This window comes from Mesorhizobium sp. M7A.F.Ca.MR.245.00.0.0 (genome assembly GCF_003997415.1).
Classification (GTDB): Bacteria; Pseudomonadota; Alphaproteobacteria; order Rhizobiales; family Rhizobiaceae; genus Mesorhizobium.
Window position 1 is genome coordinate 523,779 of record NZ_RZTE01000001.1, and the last position, 22,175, is coordinate 545,953.

The following is a 22,175-nucleotide window of genomic DNA, read 5'->3' on the forward strand; positions in this document are numbered from 1 at the left end:
TAGAATAATAGACCAGCAATATTACGCAGGCAACTGTGCAGGAGATTTTGCATGCGTATCTTTCTCACCGGCGCGACCGGTTTCATCGGTTCGGCGCTGGTTCCCGAACTCATCCAGGCGGGCCACCAGGTGGTCGGCGTGACCCGCTCCGACGCCGGCGCCGAGGCGCTGGCTGCTGCTGGTGCCGAGGTGCACCGGGGGACCCTCGAAAATCCCGAGGGGCTGCGCGACGGCGCGGCCAAGGCGGAGGCTGTGATCCACACGGCGTTCGACCACGATTTTTCGCGGTTTGCCGAAAATTGCGAAAAGGACAAGCGCGTCATCGCCGCACTCGGCGCCGCCCTGGCCGGCTCCGACCGGCCGCTGGTGATCACCTCCGGCGTCGGCATGGGCAGCCCTGGGCATGGCGAACTGGCAAGCGAGGACGTCTTCAATGCCAGCCACCCCAATCCGCGCATAGCCTCCGAGCTGGCCGGCAATGCGCTTCTGGAAAACGGCATCAATCTGTCGGTGGTGCGGCTGCCGCAGGTCCACAACCCGGTCAAGCAGGGCCTCATCACGCCGCTCATCGAGATCGCGCGTGAAAAAGGCGTCTCGGCCTATGTCGGCGAAGGCCGCAATCGCTTCTCCGCGGGCCATCTTCTCGACGCGGCGCGGCTTTACCGGCTGGCCGTGGAAAAGCGGCAACCGGGAGCACGCTATCACGCGGTCGGCGAGGAAGGCGTCGAGGTGCGGGCCATCGCCGAGGCGCTTGGCCGGGGCCTGAAATTGCCGGTCGTCTCCATCGCGCCGGAAAGAGCGGCGGAGCATTTCGGCTGGATGGCGATGTTCGCCCCCATGGATCTGCCTGCCTCCAGCGCGCTGACACAGGCACGATTGGGCTGGCATCCGACCGGCCCGACGCTGATCGCCGATCTCGACGCCATGCAATACGCCGTTTGACCGGCTGAAGCGTCGGCGCAGAAGCGGGCCGCCAATCCGGGATAGCCGGGTTGGCGGTCATTTCCGTTCAGCGAGCAACGTCAAGCAGGGGTCACGGCGTAGCGCAGATGGACGAGCCCATGCGCCAAGGCCTCGCAGCTCATCAGGGACAACTGTGTCTTGCCCGCCAGGCCGCTCTCGCCGAATTCGACGAAGGCCTGGTTTGCTGCGCGTCCATCGATCGCGGGCGCGACGAGAAGGCTCAGCTCATCGACGAGTCCGCCTGCGAGGAAGGAGCCGTTGATGCCGGCACCGCCCTCCAACAGCAACCGGCGGATGCCGAGTTCGCTTCCGAGCACCTCAAGCATCGCCGCGAGATCGATGTCCGCCGCTTCCGACACGATATAGGACACGCCGTCGGCGGCAAGCTCGGCCAAATGGCTGTCGGTAACGTCACGCCCAAGCAGCACCACGACGTGGTCGCCGCCGATGTCGGGTTTGGAAAAATGGAGCTTGCCCGAGGCATCGAGCGCCACGGCATAACTGCCCGCATCCCTTTGCGCGAAATGATAGGGCCGGTCGACCTTGCCGACATTGGCTGGTGGGTGCGCGGCGGCTTTGCTCATCTCGGCCATGGTGACGCGGCCGACGATCCAGGCGTCAGCCGCGAGATCACTGTGGATATGCTCGTAGAGGCTCGACCACTCCCCCCGGGTCCCGTCCGGACTTGTCGTGTAGCGGCTTGGATGAAGGCTGCCGTCGAGTGATGCGAGCATATGGCAGATGATTTGCGGCTTCATACGGGTCACGCCGCTTCAAGCGCCATCACTTTTTCAGCGGCCTTTGCGAGAAACCCGGATCGGGTATAGCCATGAGCTTCGGCAAAGGCATCGATCCTTTGGAGAATGTCGTCGGAAAGCGTCACGTTGATACGCACTGTTTTCCTGGTCTGGGTCTGGGCCGAGACCAGGATTGCAACACCGTCGCGATTATCGGCGTCTGCCATCACAGCCTCCAAACTGGAGGGTTCAGGAACAGCCCCGCCATCCTCGACCAACCCTTCGATGTGGAGGGCGAGGGCCTCTTCAGCCATGGACCGGGCGTCATCCAGATCCTTGCCGGCGGTAATCACGCCTGGGAAATCAGGGAAAGACACACCGAAGTCGCTGTCGGCATCCTTATGGATAAGTCCGATATACTGCTTCATGGCCGTCACCTCAGTTTCAGTCCAGATTGTTTTTCGATGCTGCGCAGGGTGCCTATTGGAATATCGCGCTTGGGATGAGGGACGGTGACCCGCCCTAGCCTGTCGCGGTGTTTGAATTGCGCATGACTGCCCCTTCGGGCAACTTCAACCCACCCATCAGCTTCCAACAGGCGGATAATGTCGGCGCTTTTCATGTGTATTTATACACATTTGATGGTGGCCTTTCAATAAGGAATATGAAGTCAGTCAACGCCAAATAGGCCGCAGGAGGCGAAGCGCCGTGTCTATTGTGCTGGGAAGCATGCCCACGATCCAAAAATCCGACAATTCCGATAATTTGCCGAACAGCGCTGTTATATCGAGGTTGCACAAATGGTTGGCCCTGGGTTAGCATCCCTGCGCAGGCGTCGGTGGGAGGCTCTTTTTACAGCGGCGGCCAGCTGGAGCGGCATGCGTTTTCGGGCGCAGGGAGGATGCTCCAACACTTTGAACCGATGCATGATCCTTCCTGAAACCGATCCCGGTTTTCGGGGTCGTGCGTTTTTGTGGAGGAGGATCCCATGAACAGACGTGAATTCCTGCTGTCGTCCGCGGCTTTCGGCGCCATGATGGTCGCCGCGCCCTCGGTGTTTGCGCAGGACAAGCTCACCATCCTTGGCTCGGTGCCCAGTCTCGGCTTTCCGTTCTTCGTGCACATGCTGAACGAGATCAAGGCGGAAGCCGCCACGCAAGGCGTCAGTTTGACCGAAAGCGACGGCCAGAACTCGGCCACAAAGCAGACCGCCGACATCGAGGCCGCCCTGGTGCAGAAGGTCAACGCCATCGTCATCTCCCCGCTCGACGTCAATGCGCTGGCGCCGGCCATCGAGGAAGCGGTCAAGGCCGGCGTTCCCGTGGTGACGATCGACCGCCGTGTCGACGGCGTCGAGGGCATCCTCGCCCATGTCGGCGCCGATAACGTCAAGGGCGGCGAGGCGGAAGCCAACGCCGTGGTGGCTGCGTTCCCCAATGGCGCCAAGCTGTTCCATCTGCAGGGCCAGCCCGGTGCCGGCCCGGCGATCGACCGCAACAAGGGCGTGCACAATGTGCTCGATCCCTTGAAGGACAAGTATCAGATCGTCTTCGAGCAGACCGCCAACTTCGCCCGCGCCGAGGCGCTGTCGGTGACCGAGGCCGGCCTTGCCGCCAACGGCAAGCCGGACGCCATCGTCTGCGCCAATGACGACATGGCGCTGGGCGCCATGGAGGCTTGTGCCGCGCGCAACTTCACCGACGTCAAGATCTACGGCTTCGACGCGCTGCCGGAAGCGTTGGTCGCCGTGCGCGACGGCAAGCTTGCCGGCACCGTCGAGCAGTTTCCCGGCGAGCAGTCGCGCACCGCGGTGCGCATCGCGGTGGCCTTTGCCAAGGACAAGACCGAGCCGAAGGAGAAGCTGGTGCTGCTGACGCCGATCGTCATCGGCAAGGACAATCTCGACAAGGCGGAGCGGATTGGCGAGACGAAGTAGGGGTTTGGCGGGGATCGGCCGATTGGCAAAGCCGGCGGGACAGCGCTCCCCTCTGTCCGGCAGGACAGAGGGGGGCGTTCAAGCGCTGACAGGCGACATCAACTGCATGGAAGGAGCCACCCTTGCCGCCAGCCGCTGAAGCCGCATCGTCCGAACCCATCCTGCTTGCCGTCGAAGGCATCACCAAGCATTTCTCGGGCGTCACCGCGCTCAGCGACGTCTCGCTCGATATCCGCCCCGGCGAGATCCTCGGCCTGCTCGGCGAAAACGGGGCCGGCAAGTCGACGCTCTTGAAAATCCTCTCGGGCGTCATGCCGCCGTCGGGCGGCCGCATCACTTTCGACGGTGCCGATTATCATCCATCCAGCCCGCAGGATGCCAAGCGGCTCGGCATCGTCACCATCTACCAGGAGCTCAGCCTGATCCCGACGCTGACGGTGGCGGAAAACATCTTTATCGGCCGCGCGCCGACCGGTCCGCTCGGGCTGGTCAGTTGGAGGCGGATGGAGCAGGACTCCCGCACGATCATCGCCCGCGTCGGTCTCTCCATAGACCCGATGACGCCGGTGTCGGCGCTGTCGGTGGCCGAACAGCAACTGGTCGAGATCGCCCGCTCCCTGTCGCTGAAAAGCCGGTTGATCATCATGGACGAGCCGACCTCGGCGCTGACCGAGACCGAGGTGCAGCGGTTGCTGTCGATCATGGACCGGCTGCGCAAGGACAAGGTCGCCATCATGTTCGTCACCCACCGGCTGGAGGAAGCCTCCGCCATCTGCGACCGCATGACGGTGCTGCGCGATGGGCGGCTGGCCGGGCATCTCGACCGTGAGGGTGGACCGATCGCCCTGCCCAAAATCATCGAGAAGATGGTTGGCCGCGCGGCGTCCGAGCTCTATGCCCGGCCGGCGCAACGCGCGGTGGCCGGCGATGTCGTGCTGTCGGTGCGCGGCCTGCGCACCGTGCGCGATCCCGAAGCGCCGCACGCCATCGTGCTCGACGGCGTCGACATCGACCTCAAGGCCGGTGAAATCCTTGGCGTTGCCGGGCTTGTCGGGTCGGGCCGCACCGAGCTGGCGCGCGCCATCTTCGGCGCCGACCGTATCGCGGCCGGCACCATCACGCTCGATGGCAAGCCGATCGCCCCGGCATCGCCCGCAGACGCCATTGCGCTCGGCATCGGCCTGCTGCCGGAGGACCGCAAGCACCAGGCGATCTTTGCCGCGCTGGGCATCCTGCCGAATTTCTCCATCGCTTCGCTGGGCAGCTTCAGCAACGGTTTCGGCTTCATGGCCGAGCGGCGCGAGCGCGATGCGCTGTCCGGGTTTCGCAAAATGCTGTCGATCCGCATGGCTTCGGCCGAGCAGGCTATCGAAGGCCTGTCGGGCGGCAACCAGCAGAAGGTGATCCTGGCGCGCTGGCTGGCGCGCGATCCGAAAGTGCTGATCGTCGACGAGCCGACGCGCGGCGTCGATGTCGGCGCCAAGACCGAGGTGCACCAGATCCTGGTGCAGCTTGCGGCGCGCGGCATTGCGGTGATGATGATTTCGTCCGAGCTGCCCGAGGTGCTTGCAGTGTCGGACCGCATCGTCACCATGCGCCGGGGCCGCATCACCGGCCAGATGCCGGGCGTCGAGGCAAACGAGGAAAGACTGATGGAACTGATGGCACTCGACCGCAAGGAGACACTATGAGCGTGGCGGGGGAACAGGATCAGCGCGGCGGCATCAACTTCGCGCGGCTTTTGATGAGCTTCGGGCCGCTGCTGTTCCTGGTGGCGCTGATCATCGTCTTCACCGTGCTGAAGCCGAGCTTCATGGACCCGATCAACCTGTTCAACATCACAAGGCAGATCTCGATCACCGGGCTGATCGCGCTCGGCATGACCTTCGTCATCCTCACCGCCGGCATCGACCTGTCGGTCGGTTCGCTGCTCGCCTTCTGCGGTATGGTCGCCGCCGTGGTCGCCAAGGGTGGCTCCGCCAACACGCTGTCGCTGTCGACGAGCGGCACGCAAGGATTCGGCTGGTTCGCAGCACTCTTGGCCGCCGTCGTTGTGGGCGCTGCTGCCGGCGGGGTGCAAGGGCTTGTCATCACCCGGCTGAAAGTGCCGCCCTTCGTCGTTACGCTGGGCGGGCTGACGGTGTTTCGCGGGCTGACGCTGACCATCTCAAACGGCGGCCCGATCTCGGGCTTCGACGCCTCGATGCGCTGGTTCGGAACCGGGCTGATCGGCCCCGTGCCGGTGCCGGCGCTGATCTTCGCCGCGGCCGCCATCCTGTGCCACATCGTGCTGCGCTACACGCGCTACGGGCGCGCTGTCTATGCCGTCGGCGGCAATGCCGAGGCGGCAAGGCTGTCAGGCCTGCGCGTCGACCGCATCCTGGTCTCAGTCTATGTCATCGTCGGCTTCTTCGCCGGGCTTGCCGCCTTCGTGCTGTCGGCCAGGCTCAACTCCTCGGAAGCGGTAGCCGGCATCGGCTATGAGCTGACGGTCATTTCGGCCGTCGTCATCGGCGGCACCTCGCTGTTCGGCGGCATCGGCTCGGTAGGCGGCACGGTGGTCGGCGCGGCGCTCATCGGCGTGCTGCAGAACGGGCTGCAATTCAACAACGTGTCGTCCTACACGCAAAGCATCGTCATCGGGCTCATCCTGATCCTGGCGGTGGCGTTCGACCGGTGGCTGAAGTCGCGGGTGAGAAGGTGAGGGGGACGGTTCTCCCTTCTCCCCCTGTGGGAGAAGGTGGCCTCGCGAAGCGAGGTCGGATGAGGGATGTTCCAGGGAACGCCAATGGCGCATTCCGTCACGCACCCCTCATCCGTCTCGGCGCTATCGCGCCGATCCACCTTCTCCCACAAGGGGAGAAGGGGAGCCCCCTTTCTTGCAAAACAGCCGTCCTAGAAAGGTTTTGGCGGGTGGCATCGTGAGAGAACCTCATGTTTGCCGATATCATCAGACCGATCACCTTAGGTTTTTCGCTGCTGCGGCGGTTCTGGCCGCAACTCATGGCACTCGTGCTGGCCGGCGTGCTGGTCGGCGATCTCCTCATGCAGCTGGCGGCGAAGGTGGCGCTGGCCAATCACTTCGCCGGGCGCGGCTGACATAGGCGCGCATCGGCTGGACCCGCCAGCGCCCGGCATCGATGACGGCATCGGACGGCAATTGCGGCGGGGCGTGGGCGGGCAGGGCGCCGAAGGCCCCCATCAGGCCGGCCACAAGCAGGGCGGCGATGGTCCCGCGCCGGCCGTTATCCAGGTTTGAAATTTTGAGCGGGCAGTCTTGAACATTCCAAACTATGCACGTCGACGATCAGCCACCCCTGCGCAGTCTAGAAAGAAAAATTGCTGATGGAACCCGCAAATGGCTGGTCCAGCCTCACGCTGCTTCGCGCGCCCATAGAAGATGGCCATGGCGACGAAAATACCGTGCCACCAGCCGTTGTTGCTTGGCCCTGACCAGGTCGGGCAAGCGCCGCTCCTGGCGCCAGCGCGGTATGTTGCGCCAGCAGGCTATGAAGCGGGCTGCGTCCTCTATGGCCTCCTCCGCCGAGAGCGCCGGGCCAATCGCGGCCAGGAACAGCGCCTCCGACGGTTTCAACTCGTCGATCACCGCCTTGCGCCTGACGTGATCCTGACGGGCGTGGGCGATGCCGTTTCGGCGGATGGCTTCGAAGGCTTCAAGTAGGGCCAGGCTGTCGCCGGCGTAACCGCAGGAACGGGCAAAATCGGCGGCAAGGGCGTCCATTATCGCTCCCAGGGCTGATGCAGTGGGCGGGTTCGTGCTCCGACTCACATTGCGTATCCAGTATGAAAGCATAACTCAAATTACCTTAGAAGAAAAACTTCTGGGAAAGTTTGAAAACTGCGACTCGACTCCCGGCGCAAAACACAGGAATATGCGAACAAATCAGGAACAACGATGAGGCAGGGGCGATGGCATTGCCGGGCAGGGAACCAACAATCGCGCATGTCGCCTCGATCTCGGTCGAGTGCGCGGATTGCGGCCGCAACCGTTGGTGGCGACCCGATCAGCTGAAGCGGTTCGGCGTGACGGGGAACACGCCGCTTGCCGCTCTGTCGGGCCGCATCGTCTGCGCGGCCTGCCGTGCCGACGGACTGCCAGGGGCGACCGTTACGATCCAGGCGGCCTTCATCGACGAGCGCCAGCGCGTGCGCAGCGAAGCGCAGATGCTGAGCGATCGCGAGGTGCCGCTGGAGGGAGCGAGGCGGGCTTGAGTCTTGTCGAAGGGTGAACGGCCGGTTCGCGTGAGTGAATTGATCGTGCCAGTGGCACGATCAAAGGCCAGCGAACGCCGGGACGCTGCGAAGCAGCGGGGACCCGGCAGGTGGATCCTGCGCTACCCGGCCCTTCGCGAGCTCAGGGCGTTCAAGGCTCGAAAAGCCAAGCAATTGGCTTTTCGTCCGCTTTGCGGACCGCCTTTCACCCCGCAAGGGGAGAAGGGAAGAAGCGCTCCTCAATACCCCAGCAATTCCTTCAGCGGAATCACGCGCCAGACATGTTTGATGGCGTAGCGGTTGAAGGTCAGCGTCTTCGGCGGATTGTACTGCTCGACCACCAGCTCACCCGCCGTGCGCTTGACCAGCTTCTTGATGAAGGCCTTGCCGTTGCGCTCGTTTTCTTCGGGCAAGGTCTCGATCACCACATGGTCGCCGGGCACCGCGTCGCGGCCGCCGCAATAGATCAGGTCGCCGGGCTCGTAACGCGGCACCATGGAATCCGAGAGCACGTGCAGGGCGAACACCTTCGGCAGGTTGCGCACCCCCGGCGGGCGCTGGACGTAACCCGCCGGCTCGCCGTTGAAGGTGAAATCGCCATCGTCGCCGCCGACGGCCGCGCCCAGCACCTCGATATCCATCGACCCCGCGGGTAGCGGACCGGTATCGGTGACGATCTCCGCATCGGCGACCGGTCCGGCATCGTCGAGAAACACGACCTGCCCTTGACCTAGCGCCACCGGGTCGACGCGCAGGAAGGCGGCGGTCTTCAGGAGGTTCTCGGTCTTGGGCAGATTGCGGCCGGTTTCCCAATTGCCGACGGCGGCGACATCAGTGTCGTTGTGCTCGGCGATGTGGCGCATGACTAGGCCGCGCTGCTTGCGCGCCTTGCGGATCGCCGCCCCGACCTTGATCGACAGTTCCGTTCTTGCCATGGCGACCATGTGAGTGATGAAAGTGGCTCTCGTCTATGAAAGAATGGCTTGCATAAATTTGTGAGTTATGCTTATATACGATTATGCAAAACCTGTCCACCTTTGATGGCGCAATGGCGCCGGCCCCGTGCGCGGTGTGCCCGGCGGCTGTCGCCCCCCTTTCATCCCGGCTGTCCTCCTCCCCGGCCAGGATGAAGCCCGAGGCTCGGTACTTGACTGCACCAGCCCCGGGTCCGGTCCGCCCGTCTCCGGCGACCGGAACGGCCGGAGCCGCCGCTCCCAGCGGCTCCGGCCCCCAATCCGACCGGCATGGCGCCGGCGCTGTTGTTTCGGCTGGCCGCTCCTGCATCCGCACCGAGGACGGCACCGTCATCCTGTTCGACAGGCCAACGGGCAGGGCGGTTTCCGCCCTGGATAGAAACACGGCCGAGGCGCGGCTTCTGCACCTTGCCGGCGGGAAGTCTATCCAATCCGGCTGAGGCTGGTCGGCTGACAGCCGGCTCTTGAAAAACAACCTGACTGCGACCCGGCCACCGGGTCGAACCTTGACGCTGCCCGACGGCGCGCGGCCGAACTTTGGATGGAGCTGGATATGGCAAACTATAGCGACGCGGAATTGCACGAGATCGGCCGCTGGCTGAAGGACGGGCTTTCAGCCTCCAGGATTGCAGTCGCGTTCAGCACGTTGCGCGGTAGCCCGGTGTCGCGCGACGCCATCATCGGCATCGTGCACCGTAACGCCATGCTGGGCGCGATCGGTTTTGCCAATGGCAAGGGGCCGCCGCCGCGAGCCGGACAGGCGGTGGGCAAGCGCGCTGAAAGCAAGCGGGCGACTGGCGCCCCGGGGACTGCGACGCCTGTCGTCGGCAAGATGCATGGCGTGCTTGCCGCCAAGGACATCCCCGCGCGTGAAGTGGCCCGGCCCAGGCGCCATTCGTTCGTGCGCGAGGTGGGCGTGCTGATCGCCGACGGCGTAGCCTATCGCGTGGAGACGCCGGCGCCGCCGCGTACGGCCATCGGCCGGCAGCCGCATGGCGTGGCGATGCGTTTCATCGATTGCCTGTTTTCACGCTGCCGCGCGCCGCTGGATCTGACGGTGGAGGAGGATTCTGAAAACGATCCGCCAAGCAGTCGGCCGGGCGCCGACATGCTGTGCTGCGGCATGCGCACCAGGGCGCTGAAAAGCTATTGCACCTACCATCAGGCGCGGTTTCAGCGCCGCGTATTTGTAGCGGGATGAGCCCGCTCTCCCATTGCTGCGCCAGCCCCCTCATCCGGCCCTTCGGGCCACCTTCTCCCCGCTGGGGAGAAGAGGAGGGCACCGACGGTGCAAGTCTCCCCTCGGGGTCCGAAGGACGGGCGAGACACGTGGCTCGCCCCGGAATGGCCAGCCGAGCGAAGCGGAGGCTGGGTGAGGGGGGCTGCCTCGCACAGAGGTGGAGGATCTGAGATGAATCAAGCCCGAAGCAAAATCGTCAAAACCCTATTTCGGCATCTGCCGGCCCTGCTTGGGCGTGCGGCTCTGCACGCTCCGTGCGTCCATCGCCATGGCCGGGTTGCCTTCGGCGATCAATATGCCGGTCACCCGGGCAAAGCCGGTAAACACTTTCATGGCGTCGGCTTCGGAAATCTGCGCGGCGATCGCCGCGCTGCAGGCGTTCAGCGCACTGCGGTAGACATGGCCGCGTCGCTCAAGCGGCCAACGCTGCAGAAAATCGGCGGCTTCGCTGACGCTGTCGATCTCTTCGATCTCATCTTCCACCCGCACTTTGAGCGGCACTCCGGTTTTCATCGTACCCACGGCGTTCACCTTCGCTTTGCGCGCGGCTCCAACTACCGCATCGATAAACGCGCCCCGCTGGCGGCCGGTTGCATCAATTTTTCGGCCGGCGCGCGATCCTCATGGGCTAGCCACCGCGTCCAGCCAGTCATGGGCGCGGCTTTTGGGCCTGGCCACCAGTATGTTCTGTTGCTTGGCCGCCCTGGTGAAGGCGTCGAACGCAATGCGCTGGCAGCAGGTACCTTCGACGGCGAGCGTAACCAGCCGCGTCGCCTCGAGATAACCAGGTGCTGTCTTGTCGGGCCATTGGTGGCGCAGTGCCTCGGCTGCGCCGGCCACCGAACTGACCAGCATGGTTTTGTTATCGCAAAAGCGCACGGTAACCGGCATGAAGGCTGTCATCGGCGAACCTCACCTTGGCATGGACGCGACATAACGTCGAAAGCTCGCGCCGGTTCCATCAGCCTGGATGCCGGGCGGCAAGGATGCTGGCGCAGCGGCGAGGAGGCGACGACCTCCGGTTCAACGAAGGCCAACCGAACGGCGGCTCTCTCCGCCCTGCCGACCATGTGGGGAGATGCCCAACAGCGCGAAGGATCGCCGCTTTGCCGTTCTCCATCATCCCGAGCCAACCAGGAGCCTCCCATGAGCAAAAGGACCAGACCCGTCAAACCGCAGGCGCCGAAATTGCCGAAGGGCGAGGCCGAGCAGGTGCGCATACGCCGCGAGATCGGCCATGATTTCGCGCTCAGGGATGACGCCTTCGGCCGCAAGCGGCTGGCGGCGGGCACGCTGGAGGCTGCTCGTGTCTACGAGGTGTCGAATGACGGCTACGCCGCCACCGGCGGCATCGTGCGGGTGCGCGCCATCGATGCGCTCGTCGGCATCACCTCGCTGTCGCGCCAGCAGCGCGAGGCAGGTCTGCGCTACCGCGAGGATTTCCGCTGCAGCCAGCAGGCTGATGTCAAGCCGATGCGCTGGACCGAGCGCGTCGACGGCGGCCGCGATGGCGGCGGCATCGCCGACAGTGTGCTCGACGCCGGCAGGGCCTATGCCGCCGCCACAAGAGCGCTAGGCCATTGGGAGGTGGCCGCCGTGGTGCGACAAGTCTGCTGCGCGGACGGTTCCCTCAAGCGCCTGTCCGAGCAGACCGGCGAGGGCCGGAACGTGGTGACAAAGCTGCTGAAGGTGGGGCTGGATTTGTTGGCAGTGCATTACGGGATGATGATGAGGCGGTGAGGGGTGAAATGGATCCGACCGGCGATGCCTGCCGGATCGGTGATCAAGCCCGTTCCACAGATTCGCAATATGTGATGAACAATGCGGACCGGGCGCAGATACCCAGGCGCCTAAAACAGCGCCCGCTCCAGCGGCCCCGCCAGCGTCTCTGCAAAGCCCGTCGCCAGATGGTGCCTGTCACGAAACGCCAGCTTGCCTGATATGACGACGTGGCAGGTGGTCGGGCCGCAGAATTGGTTGGTGAGGTCGATGTAGCGGGTGTCGGGCACGCTGGTCACCACGGCGCGCTCGGCGGCGGCGGTGCTGTCGTTGGCGGCTTCGGCTCTTGGCGTGTCGCAGTGGGGCGAGGGTGCCTCGCGCCACCACAGGGTGCGCGCCACGCAGGAGCCGGCGAAGCTGGCGTTGATCGGCGTGTCGCGGATAACAGCCGTCTCGACACCGGCCCGGCTGAAGGCCTGCAAGGTCGAGCGCAGGCCGGCCTGCCAGCGCGCTACTTCAGCGGTGCGTTCGGCCGCGGGCAGGTCGCGGATCAGATTGCCGATGGAAAATTCGGAGATCACCACCAGGCGCGGCTTGTGGCGGATGATCTCTGATATGGCCTGCTCGCGCCAGGCGTCGCATTCGGTGTAGTCGCGCTTCAGCACCGTGTTGAAGGTGGAGAGCCGCGAGGCGCGGCACGATGATTTGAGATAGGTGATGATCTTTGTGTCGTTGCGCCTGGCTGCTTCGATCAGCGGCGTCGACCACTGGTCGGCGTGCGAATCGCCGAACAGCACGATGGTGCGGGTGGCGTCGGCCGGGCCGAACATGCAGGGTTTCGGCGTCACCGTTTGGAAGTCGGCCAGGCAGTTCTTGTCGACAGCCCGCGCGATGGAAGGTCTTTCGACCGCCTGCTCGATGCCGCGCTGCTCGGGGCCGATGTTGCGCGTGGCCAGATGCGCGTTGGCATAGGCGACCGCCACGCCGGTGCCGGTCAGCATCAGCGCGGGAACCAGCACAAGGCCGGGAAAAGCGCGAAGCGGTTTTGCGCCTGGAATGGCCTTGGGAAAGGCGCGGGCGCCCACCGCCATCCAGGCGCCGCGCCGCGCCGGGTCTTCGATCAAATGATAGGTGAGCACCGACAGCGCGAGCGCCAGCACGCCACAGCCAAGGCGCTGCGGCACGGAAAGCTCCGGCGCCAGCATCCCGGCATAGACGATGACCGGCCAATGCCAGAGATAGAGCGAATAGGAGAGCGTGCCGATCCATTGCAAGGGCGGCAGGGACAAAGCGGTAGCCGGGCCAATGGCTTGCCAGCCGGTCCGCCTATTGCTCTGCGGCCCGCCGACGCCGCTCAGCAGCACCAGCACGGTGCCCGCCACCGGCAGCAACGCGTACCAGCCGGGGAAGGGCAGGTCCTCGCTCAACAGGAGATAGGCGGTCGCGATCAGCGCCAGGCCGAACCAGCCAAGTGCCGCCCGCAGCCAGATGCGATGCTGCAGCAACGCAATGGGGACCAGCGTCGCCAGGCCGCCGGCGGCGAACTCCCAGGCGCGCAGCGGCGAAAAATAGAAGGCCCAGGCCGGCGCCGCGCTGGTCAGCCACTGGCAGGCGGCGAAGGAGGCAAGACCGGCAACGCCGATCACGGCTGCGGCCGTTCGCCGGCCCGGCCGCAGCCAGGCGGCCAGCAGAAGCAGCGCCGGCCAGGCCAGATAGAACTGCTCCTCCACCGACAAAGACCAGAAGTGGATGAAGGGATTGCTGGTGGCGTCGGCGGCGAAATAGTCGAACGACCAGCGCAGCAGCCAGAGATTGATGGCATAGGCGGAGGCGAACATGGCGCCGCGCGAATAGAGCGCCTGCTCCTGCGGCGCCAGGATGAAGTAGCCGGCGGCCAGCGTAACCAGGATGACGAATAAAGCTGCTGGCAGAAGCCGCCGCGCGCGCCTGGCATAGAAGCGCCAAAGGTCGAGCCGGCCGGTCTCGCCGATCTCCTGCATGAGATGGGTTGTTATCAGCCAGCCCGAGATGACGAAGAAGATGTCGACGCCGGCAAAGCCGCCGGGGAGCGCGGTGAGGCCGAAATGGTAGGCGACGACACCGCCGACGGCGAGCGCGCGCAATCCTTGTATGTCCGGCCGGAACGATGCTGCCACGACGGCTCCTTCGTGCAAGGCCCAGCCCCTGCGCAACGTCGGCCGGGCAGGCTGATATCGCAATGCAACAAATTTATCGCAGTGCAACATAGAGCAATTTTATCGCGGTGCAACATAGCAGGAAGGGAAATGGGCCGGCGCGCCGGCCGGGCTTGATCGTTGCGTGGCGGGCTTGTCCGTGCGCTCCGCGGCAGACGCAAAACAGCCCCGCGAAGGGGCTGTTTCTCATCGGGCCGCTGGATTGCTACTTGCTGCCGCCGTTCGCTTTCACGCTGCTGCAGAATTCCGGATGGCTGTTGGCCGCAGTAGCGTCTTTCGCCTCATCCTCGCAGGCCTTCATCATCGCGGTCTGGTCGTCCGGCGTAAGGGCCTTCCAGGCCTTCACGAAATCGTCGTCGCTGACCATCGTCTTCCTGCTGGAGTCGGTGTAGAAGGGCTGCATCTTGGCCGGATCGTCGAGAGCCGACGTGCCGGTGTCGCTCGCGGCAAGCGCCGTACCGGCAACCATCGAGAGCGTCATCGCGCCGAAACAGATCATCTTGATGTTCATGGCGGTACTCCTCCTGTTGCTTTGGGATCGTCGAAGCAACGATCAGCTGGAAAACGACAGGTTTGGGTGAAAGTTCCGGGGTTTTTTGCGCAAAAATCCCGAAACGAAGAAAAATATAGTCGAAAAACTTGAAACTTTCCCCGATTTTTCCCGTAAGAAGCGAGTTTATCGGGTCTCTCGTGCGAGACTGACCACCAGCCGATCGACACTGGGGTCGTCGAGACTGACGATATGGGCCATCTGCAGCGCTCGCCTCATGCTGATCCTGGCGACGTCCTGCCGCATGATGACGGATACAAAGGCCGGCCCTGATCCGGTGAGGGCGATCGCCCTGCCTACCAGAACCGGTTCGGAGATGGGAGCCCACTGCACGGTCATGATTGAGGGCTCGGTGGTCTGGCGCCGGTTGATGCCGGTGAAATAAATCCAGTTCAGGCGCGAGATCGCCACGCCGTAATGGTTGCCGGGTATTCTCGAGCCACCCCGGCCATCGCCCGAAGCCCAGCGCGTCACCCGCCTGAAGGTGACGAGATCGGCCTCGCGCCGCACGAAGGTGACCGAGCGCATCAAAAAGTCGGGTCGGCCGGGCATCGAAAAATAGGTGAAATATGTGCCTCCGGCGATGGCGGGCGACGGCGGCCGCACCATGTTTTCGTACAGGGCCTGGCGCAGCGTTGCGTTGCCGTCGCTCTTGGCTGCCGCGGCGGCCGGCTCACGATACAGCTCATTCTCATCGATCTTGAAATAGTCGCAGATCAGCCTTGCGGTGGCTTTGTTGGGAACCGCCTTGCCTTGCAGATAGCGCTCGAACTGGGTGCGATTGATGCCAAGCTCACGGCACACCGCGCTGACGGAAGCGTGGCGTTGGACCAGCCGCCTGAGATTGGCGGCGAGATTCTCGCGAATTGGCACGACATCTCCCCGACAGACGTACGGACCAGTATTCAAGCGATTGCTTATATACAGTTGCATGCCGTGGCGGCGGCGCGAAGATGGACCTTTGGCCAATAGGCAACGACCCGGTGGCGCGTAGACTGTACGATTCTGACAGTCCGGCTATGCAAGCCGTGTAAATGGGCGTATTTCGATGGCAAGAGCGACCTGAGATCGGCCTCTCGACATCCTGCAATGGAGGGCGGTTTGGATCATACCGGCCTGGTCGAGCTTCTGGACTACACGCAAGCCCAATTGACGAAGATCCGCCAGGCGGTCGCGGCCAGCGATCACGCCGGTGCCATGTTCACCATCGACTGCCTTGTGGGAGCGGCGGCCGAACAGACGAAGTGCAAGCTTGCAAGTCTGGAGCATGCCGGGTTGCCGATAGCCAAGGATGGACCGATCGACGGGGATGGGCCGATTGGCCGGGGCGCATTTGAAGGCGGTGCGGCACCGCCCGGCAAAGCGACATCGGGCAAGCCGGATGCCGGCGGCAACCGCTCCTGATCAGGCCGCGCCGATCTCGCCGATCAGCCTTGCATATTCGGCCTCGGCTTCGCCGTAACTGCCATTGGCGAGTTCCAGCAGCCCGGCGCGGTCGCGAATGACGATCTCGCCCCGACGCGAGCGGATCAACGCGCGGCCTTCAAGCAGTTGGAGGGCGACGGTGACGCCTGGCCGCCTGACACCAAGCATGATGGCCAGGAATTCGTGGGTGATGGCGAGATGTTCGCCGGGCACGCGGTCATCGCACATGAGCAGCCAGCGCGCCAGCCGCTCCTCGAGCTTCAGCCGCGCGTTGACGAGCGCGGTGCAGCCGGCCTGGGTCTGTAGCGCGTTGACGAAGCGCAGCAGGAACATGCGCAAGGTTGCACTTGCCGCCAATGCTGCCTTGAAAGCGCCGGCTTCGATGCGGATCGCTTCGCCTTCGAGTTGGACATAACAGACATGCGGCGCACGGTCGTCGCCCATCACCAGGGCGTATCCGGTCATGCCTTCGAAGCCGATGAAGCCCACTTCGGCCTCTTGGCCGCTCGCGGTGCTGGCGACCACCGAACCGATGCCCTGTTCGATGAAGTAGACGGCCTCGATCGGAATATTCGGGGTCACCAGCATCATACGCAGCGGCAAGTCGCAGCGCTGCATGTGCGGCTCGAGCAACGCCAGATCATCCGCAGGCATGCGCCGCAGCAGCTGATTTTGGTATTGATGGTTTTTGGTGAGATCAGACATGGCGTGGCCCAATGCAGGGCAAGAGCCATCCAATCTCCCAGCCGTCCGTGCCCGTAAAAACGTACGGACGATCGCCTATGTATAGGGGCTCTGAACGAAGAAAGATATCAATGCGATATGAAATTCGAAGCACGGCGCCCCCCAACGCCGTTCGCATATGAAAAGATCGGCCTGAATGTTAGTGTCGGAAACGTACCAAGCGCCACTTGGTACAAAACCGACATATTTCATGAGAGCGCTGAATCACGGTGAGGGTCGATGAAATCCGCCGGCTAATGACAAAGGCGCCATGTCGCGCCGGGCCCGAGAACCGTTCGAAAAGTGGGGCAGAGCGGCGGGAGAATTGTACGATATTTACTGTGATGAAGGCCGATGTTGACTCTTGCTCAGCCCGATTTCATTTTTTGACCCACAGCGTCAAGGAAGTGGTCGCTGCTCCGAAAGGGGCTTCTTATGTCGAGCCTTCATAAGCGCAATCCTGGTTTCCATCCTTCCGATCTGCAACTGTGCCAGCGCGTCTTCGATCGGGTCTGCCTGGAGCGCAAACTCGATCGCATGTCGGGGGAGTCGGACGTGCAGCTTCTGGCGGCCACGGTGTTTTCGCTGTTTCAGAATGGCTGCCGCAATGAAGGCGAGTTGCTTGAGAGTTTCCGGCGGACGCGCCAATGACCAAAGCCAGGATCACGTCCGCGGCACCGGTAGCCGAAAACGAACCTTACGACGCTGCGGTCTTCGCCCGGAAATACGGCATGTCGCGGAAGGCCGCGGAGGTCGTGCTGTCCGCGAACGGACCGTCCAGAACGGCTTGTGACGCTGCCGCCCGCTCTTTTATGGAAGCGGTCGCCCGCAGGGCGAAGAGCAGCCGTGGACACTGAAGCTGCGCCTGGAGCGGCTGCCGTACCGCCCGCCCCGGGTGCGTCCGATGCTAACCTTCATTGGATGCCGCGAGGTGTCAGCCTGCCGGGCCTGTCGGGCCTATTACGCCTGAATTGGCTTGCTGCGCCGTCACGGCGGAGAGTTTCTGCCGTTTGAGCAGCATCGGCTTTTCATAGATATTCTTCATGCGTGGCCTCCCTCCGCAAAGTTCGATTGCGGCAGCGTCATCGCCGGCCGCGCCCTTGTCAAGCCGACCTTGTCGAGGGCCGGCCAACCGGGACGAAAACCCACGCCTCAATTCCTGTCGGCCGGCTTGGAACGCATGCGCGAAACCGTCTCGCGCTCGGCGCGCTTTGAGCGCAGCGGCGGCAGGCCGCGGTCGATCAGGTCCATGTCCTCAAGCACCATATCGCCCATGCGCTTGAAGGCGATGTCGAGCGCGCCGGCGCGGTGAGCCGAGCGCAGAAAGCCGGGCAGGGTGCGCACCGGATGGTCCCGCGCCAGCGGTTCTTCGGGGAAAACGTCGCTGGCGGCGACGATGTGGCCGCTCTTCACCGCCGCCATCAGCGCCGGGAAGTCCACCACGCCGGCGCGGCTGAGCAGGATGAAGGCGGCGCCCTTGCGCATGCCGGCAAAGGCCTCGGCACCGAGAAAACCCTGGTTCTCGCTGGTCACCGAGGCAACGACGAAGATGAAGTCGCTGGTCGACAGCACCTCGTCGAGAGAGGCCGGCTCGACGCCATTGTCGATGAGGATCGATGGCGGCAGCCAGGGATCGAAGACTTTGGTGCGGGTGCGGAAGCCCGACAGCAGCCGGTTGAGCGCCCGGCCGAGATCGCCGAAACCGATGATCCCGACATCCGCGCCGGACAGGAGCCGCGCCGTCTGGTTGCCGTCGCCGCCCCACAGTTCCTGTCCCTGGCGGAAGGCGAGGTCGGCATCGACGATGTCGCGGGCGAGGTTGAGCGCCATGGCAAGGCCAAGCTCTGCGACCGGCTCGGCGAACACCAGGCCGGTGGTGACGACATGGATGCCGCGCGCGAACAAGGTCTCGTAGGGCATGTTGTTGATGAGGTTGGTCTCGACATTGAAGACGCAGCGCAGCGCCTTCATCCGCTCGAGCGTTTCGGGCGATATGGGCGGCTGGCCGATGATATAGCGCGCCTCGGCCAGCACGTCGGCCGGCAGTTTCGCGACGCCGTCAGCGGTCGTCTCGACAATGCGATAGTGAGCCTTGAGCCGCGCCAGCTGCCGGGCTGTGAAGATCAGGTCGAGCGTGCGTGGTTCCGGCGCACTGATAACCAGCGGCAAGGCGCTGTTGGACATGACTATCCCCTCTGTTCCCGATGGCCAAAATACCCTGGATGAAACGATTTACAACATCGCGCGGGGAGGCGAGACGGGGCGCTGTTGCAAGCGCGTTCAGCACAGCCCTTGGGCAGGACCAAGCGGGGCCAGACGGAACACTAGCCGTCTCTAAAAGTTGATGCGTGCGGCAAGTGGTGCCCTCCATCGCCTGCCGAAGATCGAGGCCTCCAATCGGCCCGCGCCTTTCTGCCGAGAGAGCGCGGGCTTACGCCATGCCGGGCACCCGCCGCTGTCCCAAATGCCGGACCTTGCGGCCGATGATCATCAGCCGGCGCGCGGTGTTGTTGCGCAGGCGCCTTGCGCGCCATTCCAGTCCGGTGTCGGCGGTGATCGACTTGGCATAGTAACTCACCCGCATGCCATCCTCATCGGCAGCCACCTTGACCGGGTCGTCATAGAAGGCGTTGATCTTGTCAGCCGCCATGCCTGGTGTTTCGAGCCATCGTGGAATGTGAACCGAATGGAGCTGATCGACATCGGTCATCACCCGGCCGATGCCGACGCCCGGTGTCGGACACGTGGTACAGAAAGCATCGCCGATGAAGATGACCCCGTCGCGGCGATGGCCTTGCGTGGTGCTCAGGCTGATCTGCCTGACCTCGACAGGACTTGCGACTTCGAAGTTGCCGCATCGCGCCGCTATTTCGGGCATCAGTTCGCAGAGCATCTTTTGCGGTTCCTGGCGAAACGCCCGCGTCCACGGCTCGGCCACTTGCCGATAGCCGAACATGTTCGCCCGCATCTTGTCGCCGAGGGGAAAGATGCTGATGTAGGCGATACGGTCGGCAGCCCGCCTGCTGTAGCAGGTGACGGACTGATGACCGAAATCACGCGGGGAGATGGCGAGGTCGAATCCCATCGACAGTGAATGCGCCTTCGATTGCTCGATACGCTCGACGCCGACGGCGCGCCGCACCGCCTCGCCGTGGCCGGTTGCCACCACCAGCAGGCGGGCATCGATGACGGCGCCGTCGGCCAGCACAAGCCGCTGCCGGTCCGGTCCAGTCGAGACCTCGGTCACCTTGCCGACCGTCAGCGGTACTTGCGCAGGCAAGGCGTCGCGCAGGCCATTGATCAACGCGCCATAGGAGAATGTGAATTCAGCCTTCTTCTCATGCGCGAAGAACTGGCCGAGGCGGAAGATATGCGTGTCGGTCGTCGAGGTGACGAGGCTCTTGAGTGTCGCATCGAGGCCGAGCTTTTCGAACAGAAGCATCTGATCCATGCCGATCTTCTCGGCCCGGAATTCCTCGTGGTGGACGCGGTGCGGGTCAATCAGCGCCACCTTGCGCCCGGCTTGTCCCAACAGCATTGCCAAGGTGGTGCCGGCCATTCCGGCGCCGACGATCGCCACATCGACTTGGGCCGGGCCAGCCTCTGAGATACTCATTTTGCTGCCCTTTCTGGTGGCAACTGCACGTTTCACAATCTCCGGTAGAAAATATCTTCCGGAGCTAAATCAACCGCAAGCAACCGGAGCGCGTGCCTGGTAGTAACCAATGTTTAGGTTAATCGCGGGTCCGCTGCTTCCAGCGCGGTGCGATCGCCGAGCCATCGATGAACTCAAAGCCGCCAGCCTCGTTGAGCGTGTGAAGTTTACGCCCGCTCCATAGCGCACCTGGATTTAAGATGGTTTCAACGACCTGCTCCATGCCGATCAAATCAAGGTGAGAAATGCGTGCGATGCCAAGCGCCGCGCCATAGCTCCTGCGGCAGTCCTGCACCGGGCGCAGCAGGTCGTTGCCGCGCCTGACGATGCGGCCGGCCGGCCGCGCCGAGGCAATGTCGATCAGCACGGGATTTTTGGGATGCGGCGTCCAGGGGCCGCGAAAATTCGGCGCCGACCATAGGTGCAGCGCGTCGGAGAAGGCGCCGCCACCGTCGCGGACGGTGGCGAACAGCCACCAGGCGCCGCCATGCTCGACAAGCGTGGCGTCGCTGGCCACGACACCGGACAGAAGCGTCGCCTCCTTGACCCATCCACCGGGGAAGGCGGTGGCCCGGTAGAGATCGACGGTGCCGTTGGCGCAGCTTTCCGGCACCATCCAGACTTCGCCGTCGCGCTCGAAGACGAAGGGGTAGGAGAGATGGTAGGGCAGATCCAGCACCGGTTCAGGTCGTCCGAGCGGGCCTGCCGGGCCGAAGGGCACGGCGGAGATGATGGCTTTGCCGAGCCGGTGAATATAGTCCTCGACGAACAGGGTCAGCTGGCCCTGGTAGAGGATGGGAAACGGATCGGCGTAGAAGCGGCTGCCATCGTCCGGCAGCTCTTGCCAACCCGACGCCGGATGGGCACGCAGGTCGAACAGATCGGAGCCCCCGGTTTGCCGCCAGCCGACCTTCCAATGCGGCGCGTTGTAGCAAAGGTGATAGATCTTCTGGACGATCCGCCGCGCCAGCGCCTTGCCGGCTCTGACCCCAAGCTTGCCGGCCGAGGGCATTGGCGGCGGGCTGCCTGCCTGCGCCGGCTCTGGCAGATCGGGCACCGACTTTGCCGCGCCTGACATGGCAGCGACGATCAGGCTTGCTGTGCGCGCCAGCATATCCTGGAAGGACGCCAGCGCGATGCCGCCATATTCTGTGCCCAGACGCCCGGCCGCGATCGCAACGCCGTTCTCCTCGATGCGGGCAAGTGGCGTGCGGCCGGCGAGGATCGAGGCCAGCAAGGCCGCTTCGCCGCTGGCGCCGTCATAGGTGACGTGCCAGACGCGTGTGCTTTCCAGCCTGACATCGCCGCAGAGGTCGATGACCAGGTCGGGCGAAGCGGGGGACTGCCGATAGGGCGCGAGCGCCGAAAGCGGCACACGCTTGGCCAGTCCATCATGGGCCAGTCCATCATGGGGCAGTCCGTGGATCGCCGTTTCGAGTTGAAACAGGGCTGCGGCGCTGCGCGGAATGCCGCTGCCCGCCGGCCTGACATCGACGGACAGTTCGTCGCCGAGCGCGGCAAGGCGCTCCAGCAGCGTGAGATGAAAGGCGCGGACACAGTCTCCGTCCAGGCGTAGACTTATCTGCATGGTGGAGGCCCGAAAACGCGGTGCCCGGCCTTGCCGGCCAGGCCGGTCCGGTCAAATTGTAACCCCATCTGCATCCGTCTCCGCTCGCCGCGTAACCAACACCTCGATATGTATATTTTTAAGCAAACCGCGTGCCAAAATTCACGTCACCTCTCAACATAATTAACAATGTTTTAACAGTTGGAGGAATAGCTAGGTTAGCGCCGCAACTGACCTTGCCGGCATATGGAGTATTGT

Annotated in this window: 26 protein-coding genes; 11 read left to right on the forward strand and 15 right to left on the reverse strand. The window is 63.9% G+C overall.

From position 1 onward, the window contains the following. Positions 1–51: 51 nt before the first annotated feature. Positions 52–942, forward strand: coding sequence for an SDR family oxidoreductase (locus EOB80_RS02595; protein ID WP_127326555.1), 891 nt, complete (start codon positions 52–54; stop codon positions 940–942). A gap of 80 nt (positions 943–1,022) precedes the next feature. On the opposite strand, the gene EOB80_RS02600 is transcribed toward EOB80_RS02595, so the two are convergent. Genes EOB80_RS02600 through EOB80_RS02610 form a run of 3 tightly spaced genes read right to left on the reverse strand, consistent with a single transcriptional unit; the run spans position 1,023 to position 2,322 of the window. Continuing rightward, positions 1,023–1,721 (reverse strand): RibD family protein, encoded by a 699-nt coding sequence (locus tag EOB80_RS02600; RefSeq protein ID WP_127326631.1) that lies wholly within the window; start codon positions 1,719–1,721, stop codon positions 1,023–1,025. Between the two features lie 5 nt (positions 1,722–1,726). Then, complete coding sequence (locus tag EOB80_RS02605; RefSeq protein ID WP_127322197.1) at positions 1,727–2,128, reverse strand: type II toxin-antitoxin system HicB family antitoxin; 402 nt, start codon at positions 2,126–2,128, stop codon at positions 1,727–1,729. 5 nt (positions 2,129–2,133) lie between these two features. Next, positions 2,134–2,322 (reverse strand): type II toxin-antitoxin system HicA family toxin, encoded by a 189-nt coding sequence (locus EOB80_RS02610; protein ID WP_127326556.1) that lies wholly within the window; start codon positions 2,320–2,322, stop codon positions 2,134–2,136. Positions 2,323–2,688: 366 nt separating this feature from the next. Between EOB80_RS02610 and EOB80_RS02615 the strand changes: the two genes are divergently transcribed. The 4 genes from EOB80_RS02615 to EOB80_RS34420 all read left to right on the forward strand — a co-directional run bounded on the left by EOB80_RS02615 (position 2,689) and on the right by EOB80_RS34420 (position 6,735). Continuing rightward, a complete protein-coding gene (locus EOB80_RS02615) occupies positions 2,689–3,636 on the forward strand; it encodes a substrate-binding domain-containing protein (protein ID WP_127326557.1) in 948 nt (315 codons plus the stop codon). Positions 3,637–3,758: 122 nt separating this feature from the next. Continuing rightward, positions 3,759–5,327, forward strand: coding sequence for a sugar ABC transporter ATP-binding protein (locus EOB80_RS02620; RefSeq protein WP_127326558.1), 1,569 nt, complete (start codon positions 3,759–3,761; stop codon positions 5,325–5,327). Continuing rightward, positions 5,324–6,340: an ABC transporter permease gene (locus EOB80_RS02625; RefSeq protein ID WP_027035281.1), complete on the forward strand. Its 1,017-nt coding sequence runs from the start codon at positions 5,324–5,326 to the stop codon at positions 6,338–6,340. Before EOB80_RS02620 ends, EOB80_RS02625 begins: the two co-directional genes overlap by 4 nt. Positions 6,341–6,570: 230 nt before the next feature. Continuing rightward, positions 6,571–6,735 carry a hypothetical protein gene (locus tag EOB80_RS34420; RefSeq protein ID WP_164748889.1) on the forward strand — a complete coding sequence of 55 codons (165 nt, stop codon included), beginning with the start codon at positions 6,571–6,573 and terminating at the stop codon, positions 6,733–6,735. Between the two features lie 274 nt (positions 6,736–7,009). On the opposite strand, the gene EOB80_RS02635 is transcribed toward EOB80_RS34420, so the two are convergent. Further along, positions 7,010–7,378, reverse strand: coding sequence for a hypothetical protein (locus tag EOB80_RS02635; protein WP_127326559.1), 369 nt, complete (start codon positions 7,376–7,378; stop codon positions 7,010–7,012). 188 nt (positions 7,379–7,566) lie between these two features. Between EOB80_RS02635 and EOB80_RS02640 the strand changes: the two genes are divergently transcribed. Continuing rightward, positions 7,567–7,869, forward strand: coding sequence for a hypothetical protein (locus EOB80_RS02640; protein ID WP_127268738.1), 303 nt, complete (start codon positions 7,567–7,569; stop codon positions 7,867–7,869). Between the two features lie 239 nt (positions 7,870–8,108). Here EOB80_RS02640 and EOB80_RS02645 read toward each other — a convergent pair whose 3' ends face one another. Next, positions 8,109–8,813: a helix-turn-helix transcriptional regulator gene (locus tag EOB80_RS02645; RefSeq protein ID WP_127326560.1), complete on the reverse strand. Its 705-nt coding sequence runs from the start codon at positions 8,811–8,813 to the stop codon at positions 8,109–8,111. A gap of 203 nt (positions 8,814–9,016) precedes the next feature. On the opposite strand from EOB80_RS02645, the gene EOB80_RS02650 reads away from it, so the two are divergent. Then, positions 9,017–9,283, forward strand: a complete 267-nt coding sequence (locus EOB80_RS02650; protein WP_245466227.1) for a hypothetical protein — start codon at positions 9,017–9,019, stop codon at positions 9,281–9,283. Positions 9,284–9,396: 113 nt separating this feature from the next. Beyond that, on the forward strand, positions 9,397–10,044 hold the full coding sequence (locus EOB80_RS02655; RefSeq protein ID WP_127326562.1) for a GcrA cell cycle regulator: 648 nt from the start codon (positions 9,397–9,399) through the stop codon (positions 10,042–10,044). Between the two features lie 243 nt (positions 10,045–10,287). Here EOB80_RS02655 and EOB80_RS02660 read toward each other — a convergent pair whose 3' ends face one another. Beyond that, positions 10,288–10,596, reverse strand: a complete 309-nt coding sequence (locus tag EOB80_RS02660) for a DUF982 domain-containing protein (RefSeq protein WP_164754123.1) — start codon at positions 10,594–10,596, stop codon at positions 10,288–10,290. 108 nt (positions 10,597–10,704) lie between these two features. Next, a complete protein-coding gene (locus tag EOB80_RS02665) occupies positions 10,705–10,986 on the reverse strand; it encodes a DUF982 domain-containing protein (RefSeq protein WP_127326564.1) in 282 nt (93 codons plus the stop codon). A gap of 243 nt (positions 10,987–11,229) precedes the next feature. Here EOB80_RS02665 and EOB80_RS02670 point away from each other — a divergent pair, with 243 nt between their 5' ends. Further along, on the forward strand, positions 11,230–11,823 hold the full coding sequence (locus EOB80_RS02670) for a DUF6456 domain-containing protein (RefSeq protein WP_127321050.1): 594 nt from the start codon (positions 11,230–11,232) through the stop codon (positions 11,821–11,823). A gap of 110 nt (positions 11,824–11,933) precedes the next feature. On the opposite strand, the gene EOB80_RS02675 is transcribed toward EOB80_RS02670, so the two are convergent. From EOB80_RS02675 to EOB80_RS02685, 3 genes are all read right to left on the reverse strand, one after another. Continuing rightward, positions 11,934–13,958, reverse strand: a complete 2,025-nt coding sequence (locus EOB80_RS02675; RefSeq protein WP_127326565.1) for an acyltransferase family protein — start codon at positions 13,956–13,958, stop codon at positions 11,934–11,936. A gap of 244 nt (positions 13,959–14,202) precedes the next feature. Further along, positions 14,203–14,508: a hypothetical protein gene (locus tag EOB80_RS02680; protein WP_127270646.1), complete on the reverse strand. Its 306-nt coding sequence runs from the start codon at positions 14,506–14,508 to the stop codon at positions 14,203–14,205. 165 nt (positions 14,509–14,673) lie between these two features. Continuing rightward, positions 14,674–15,420, reverse strand: a complete 747-nt coding sequence (locus EOB80_RS02685; RefSeq protein ID WP_127326566.1) for a helix-turn-helix transcriptional regulator — start codon at positions 15,418–15,420, stop codon at positions 14,674–14,676. A gap of 228 nt (positions 15,421–15,648) precedes the next feature. On the opposite strand from EOB80_RS02685, the gene EOB80_RS02690 reads away from it, so the two are divergent. Beyond that, the gene (locus EOB80_RS02690; protein WP_127326567.1) at positions 15,649–15,951 is read left to right on the forward strand and encodes a hypothetical protein; all 303 of its coding nucleotides are present in this window, start codon (positions 15,649–15,651) and stop codon (positions 15,949–15,951) included. Here EOB80_RS02690 and EOB80_RS02695 read toward each other — a convergent pair whose 3' ends face one another. Continuing rightward, the gene (locus EOB80_RS02695; protein ID WP_127326568.1) at positions 15,952–16,677 is read right to left on the reverse strand and encodes a Crp/Fnr family transcriptional regulator; all 726 of its coding nucleotides are present in this window, start codon (positions 16,675–16,677) and stop codon (positions 15,952–15,954) included. 453 nt (positions 16,678–17,130) lie between these two features. On the opposite strand from EOB80_RS02695, the gene EOB80_RS02700 reads away from it, so the two are divergent. Beyond that, positions 17,131–17,346, forward strand: a complete 216-nt coding sequence (locus EOB80_RS02700) for a hypothetical protein (protein WP_127321045.1) — start codon at positions 17,131–17,133, stop codon at positions 17,344–17,346. A gap of 283 nt (positions 17,347–17,629) precedes the next feature. Here the strand turns inward: EOB80_RS02700 and EOB80_RS02710 are convergent, their stop codons facing one another. From EOB80_RS02710 to EOB80_RS02725, 4 genes are all read right to left on the reverse strand, one after another. Further along, entirely contained in the window at positions 17,630–17,740 is a 111-nt protein-coding gene (locus EOB80_RS02710; RefSeq protein WP_127326569.1) for a putative RiPP precursor, read from the reverse strand. Positions 17,741–17,847: 107 nt separating this feature from the next. Further along, positions 17,848–18,879, reverse strand: coding sequence for a hydroxyacid dehydrogenase (locus EOB80_RS02715; RefSeq protein ID WP_127326570.1), 1,032 nt, complete (start codon positions 18,877–18,879; stop codon positions 17,848–17,850). Positions 18,880–19,126: 247 nt separating this feature from the next. Further along, entirely contained in the window at positions 19,127–20,311 is a 1,185-nt protein-coding gene (locus tag EOB80_RS02720; protein WP_127326571.1) for an NAD(P)/FAD-dependent oxidoreductase, read from the reverse strand. 118 nt (positions 20,312–20,429) lie between these two features. Continuing rightward, entirely contained in the window at positions 20,430–21,938 is a 1,509-nt protein-coding gene (locus tag EOB80_RS02725; RefSeq protein WP_127326572.1) for a formyl transferase, read from the reverse strand. Positions 21,939–22,175: the final 237 nt, after the last annotated feature.